Annotated in this window: 4 protein-coding genes; all 4 read left to right on the top strand. The window is 73.9% G+C overall.

Going from position 1 to position 3,603, the window contains the following annotated elements; all coding sequences use genetic code 11:
- Positions 1 to 126 precede the first annotated feature (126 nt).
- Genes ABT300_RS42355 through ABT300_RS42340 form a run of 4 tightly spaced genes read left to right on the top strand, consistent with a single transcriptional unit; the run spans position 127 to position 3,550 of the window.
- A complete protein-coding gene (locus ABT300_RS42355; RefSeq protein ID WP_351688032.1) occupies positions 127 to 660 on the top strand; it encodes a MauE/DoxX family redox-associated membrane protein in 534 nt (177 codons plus the stop codon).
- A 15-nt stretch (positions 661 to 675) separates the two neighbouring features.
- Entirely contained in the window at positions 676 to 1,227 is a 552-nt protein-coding gene (locus ABT300_RS42350; RefSeq protein ID WP_351688029.1) for a TlpA family protein disulfide reductase, read from the top strand.
- Positions 1,224 to 3,056: an ABC transporter ATP-binding protein gene (locus tag ABT300_RS42345; protein WP_351688026.1), complete on the top strand. Its 1,833-nt coding sequence runs from the start codon at positions 1,224 to 1,226 to the stop codon at positions 3,054 to 3,056. The genes ABT300_RS42350 and ABT300_RS42345 overlap by 4 nt, the downstream gene beginning before the upstream one ends.
- The gene (locus tag ABT300_RS42340; protein ID WP_351688023.1) at positions 3,053 to 3,550 is read left to right on the top strand and encodes a S26 family signal peptidase; all 498 of its coding nucleotides are present in this window, start codon (positions 3,053 to 3,055) and stop codon (positions 3,548 to 3,550) included. Before ABT300_RS42345 ends, ABT300_RS42340 begins: the two co-directional genes overlap by 4 nt.
- Positions 3,551 to 3,603 lie beyond the last annotated feature (53 nt).

Below are 3,603 nucleotides of genomic sequence, written 5' to 3'. Positions count from 1 at the left end.
GGAGATGGTCACCCGGCCGTTCTCCAGCACGCTCATGACCTCCGCCGAACCACCGAGGGCGCCGAGCGGGCGCGCGCGGCCCGCCCCGTGCCCGCCGGCCCAGCACCCCTTCACCCGGAGTCCCCCTTGTCCGACCTGCTGCTCGTCTGCCGCCTGACCCTGATCTGCGTGCTGGCCGTGGCCGGCGTCGCCAAGCTGCGCGACCGCCGACGATTCGCCGCGGCGCTGGGCGATCTCACCCGGCTGCCCGCCGCCGCCCGGCCGGCGCTCGCCGTCCTGGTGCCCGCGGCCGAGCTCCTCGCCGCCGTGCTGCTCGCCGTGCCCCGGACCCTCACCGCGGGGCTGGCCGTCGCCGCCGCCCTGTGCGCGGGGTTCAGCGTCGTCGCCGTCACCACCATGCGTCGTCGCAGCTCGGCCGGCTGCCCCTGCTTCGGCAGCAGGACCACCGTGCCCATGGGCCCCTGGCACGTCGCACGCAACGCCGTTCTCACCGGGCTCGCGCTCCTCGGCGGCGTCATCGCCCTCACCCGGGGCGCCACCGCCTCCTACGACGCCCCGGCGCTCGTGCTCGCCGTCGCGGTGGCCGGCTACCTCACCACGCTCGCCGTCTTCACCGACGACCTCGCCTTCTTCTTCTCCGCCCGCACCGGCCAACGCTGAAAGGACGATCACAGAGTGAGCTACGCCATCGCCGGCCTCGCCCTTCTCGCCGCGGTCACCCTCGTCAACGCCCTCCTCACCGTCGCGGTCAGCAAACGGTGGCGGACCATGATGGCCCCCGCCCCGCCCGCCGCCGACCCGGGGCCGCCGGCCCTAGCCGTCCAGGAGGGCGACCGCGCCCCCGCGTTCACCCTGCACACCCCGGGGGGCGACGTCAGCGCGTCCGCCCTGGCCGGGCAGCCCGCCCTCATCTGCTTCCTGCGACCCGACTGCGGGCCCACCCGGGACAGCCTTCCCGGGATCCAGCGCTGGGCCGAGGCGAACACCCCGTCAGGCGCGCGTCTGGTCGCGGTCGTCAGCGGCTCGCCCGCCGATGCGGGTCCCCTGCTCGAAGCGGTCGGCCCGCTCACCGAACTCACCGCCACCGACCCTGTGAACGGGCCCGTCGCCGGTGCCTTCGGCGTCCGCCACCACCCCTCGTTCGTCCTCCTCGACGCCGACGGGACCGTCACCGGGACGGGCATCGGCCAAGGCTCCCTGCCCGCGCTCGACCTCCTGTCCGCATGAGCGGGCGGTCCGCCTCCCGCCCCGCCGACGTCCTGCGGGGCCTCGGCGCCGTGCTCGCCCTCACGGTGCGGTCCTGCCCCGGGGCGCTCGCCGCCCGCGTCGCTGCCGTCCTCATCGCGGGCACCGCCCCCGTGGCGGCGTCCTGGCTGCTCAGGTACGTGGTCGACAGCCTCACCGCGGAGGGGTTCCGTGCCTCGGACCTCAACTGGGCGGCGGCCGGCATCGGCCTGCTCACGGTCCTCCTCGCCGCCTCGTCGGCGGTCTCCTCCTACGCCGACGGCCGTATCCGCCGCGCTGCCTCCACCAGGGCGCAGAGCGAGCTGCTCACGGCAGTCAACCGGCTCAGCGGTCTGTCCAAGCTCGAACAGCCCGCCTTCCACGACCGCGTCCAACTCGCCGTCCAGAGCGCGCAGGGGGCCGAGCGACTGGTCGGCGCCGCCCTCCAGGGCGCCCAGAGCGTCCTCACCCTGGCGGGCTTCCTGACGAGTCTGCTGCTCGTCAGCCCCACCCTGGCCGCCGTCCTCGTCGTCGCGGCCGTTCCGGCGCTCTTCGCGCATCTGGCCAACAGCCGGCATCGCGCGGACATGTTCTGGCGCACCAGCAGCCTCGCCCGCCGCCAGATCTTCTACCGAGGGCTGCTCACGGACTCCCAGGCGGCGAAGGAGATCCGTCTCTACGGTCTCGGCGACTACTTCGCGCAGCGTCTGCGCACCGACCTCGACAGCATCAACCGGCAGGAGGAACGCCTCGACCGCCGCCTCGTCGCCTACGAGACGGCCCTCGCGGTCCTCGGAGCCGCCGTCTCCACCGCCGCGCTCGTCTGGGGCGTGCACCAGGCAGCCGCCCATGTCCTCACCGCCGGTGACGTGTCCCTCCTGGCAGCGGCCCTCGCGGGCATGCAGACGGCGCTCATCGGCCTGGTGGGGTGCATCGCCCAGAGCCACCAGACGGCGCTGCTGTTCAGCCACTACCTGCATGTCGTCCAGGTCCGCGACGACCTCCCGGCCCCGGCCGCCCCGATCGCCCCGCCGCCCCTGAGCCGGGGCCTCGAACTGCGGGACGTCTGGTTCCGCTACAGCGACGACGGACCGTGGATCCTCCGCGGGATCAGCCTGTTCGTCCCGCACGGCACCAGCCTGGCCGTCGTCGGACTCAACGGGGCGGGCAAGAGCACCCTCGTCAAGCTGCTGTGCCGCCTCTACGACCCGCAGCGGGGCAGCATCCACTGGGACGGCGTCGACATCAGGGAGTTCCGCGCGGACCAGCTGCGCGAGCGGGTCAGCGTCGTCTTCCAGGACCCGATGGAGTACGACCTCACCGCCGGGGAGAACATCGGCCTCGGCGACCTCGCCTCCCTCCACGACCACGAGCGCATCCGTGCCGCCGCCGACGACGCGGACGTCCACACCGCACTCACTCGTCTCCCCCAGGGGTACGACACCATGCTCAGCCGGATGTTCTTCCCCGACGACACGGAGGACACCAGCCCCGGCGTCCAGTTGTCGGGCGGCCAGTGGCAGCGCCTCGCGCTCGCCCGGGCCCTGATGCGTTCCGAACGCGATCTCATGATCCTCGACGAACCCGGCACCGGCCTCGACGCGGTCGCCGAACGACATGTCCACGACCGGCTCACCTCGCTCCGGCAGGGCGCGACGAGCATCCTCGTCTCCCACCGCCTCAACACCGTGCGCGCCGCGGACGCCATCGTCGTCATCGCCGACGGAACCGTGGTGGAGGCGGGCGCCCACGATCAGCTGATGGCCGCCCAGGGCGCGTACGCCGAGCTCTTCACCACGCAGGCGCAGGGCTACGAGGAGACCGTCCGGTGACGGTCGCGGCCCCGGCGCTCCTCATCCTCGCCGCGCTCCTCGCCGCGGCCCTGACGCTGGCGCGCGGGCGGCTGGTGGCCGTGACCGTCCGCGGATACAGCATGTCGCCGACCCTCATGCCCGGCGACCGGATCCTCCTGCTCCGCGGCAGACGCCGGGTCGCCACGGGCCGGGTGGCCGTCGTCGTCGCGCCCCACCCCGAACACGGCTGGCGCACCCCGACGGACGCCGCGCCCGCGTCGTACGACGCGTCGCAGTCGCGCGAGGCGTCGGACGGGTGGTACGTCAAGCGCGTCGTCGCCGTCGCCGGAGAGCCCGTGCCGCACTGGGCCGGCCGGTGCCCCGGCACGCACGTGCCGCCGGGGATGCTCGTCCTGCTGGGCGAGCAGCCGGGCTCGAGGGACTCCAAGCAGCTGGGCTACTGCCCCGAGGACAAGCTCATCGGCACCGTCCTGTTCCGCCTGCGGGCCGCCGCGGCCCGAAACACGCCCTAGAAGGCTGATGAAGATCTTGGGTTCTGGCCCCGCCGCGTGAGCGGCGGGGGCAG

Source organism: Streptomyces sp. NPDC001027, assembly GCF_040299045.1.
Classification (GTDB): domain Bacteria; phylum Actinomycetota; class Actinomycetes; order Streptomycetales; family Streptomycetaceae; genus Streptomyces.
Note: the sequence above shows the minus strand (reverse complement) of the source record. Positions and strands in the feature narration are given on the sequence as shown.

Coding starts and splice junctions, on each gene's coding strand:
- ABT300_RS42345 (WP_351688026.1), top strand. CDS start 1,224: ATGAGCGGGCGGTCCGCCTCCCGCCCCGCCGACGTCCTGCGGGGCCTC.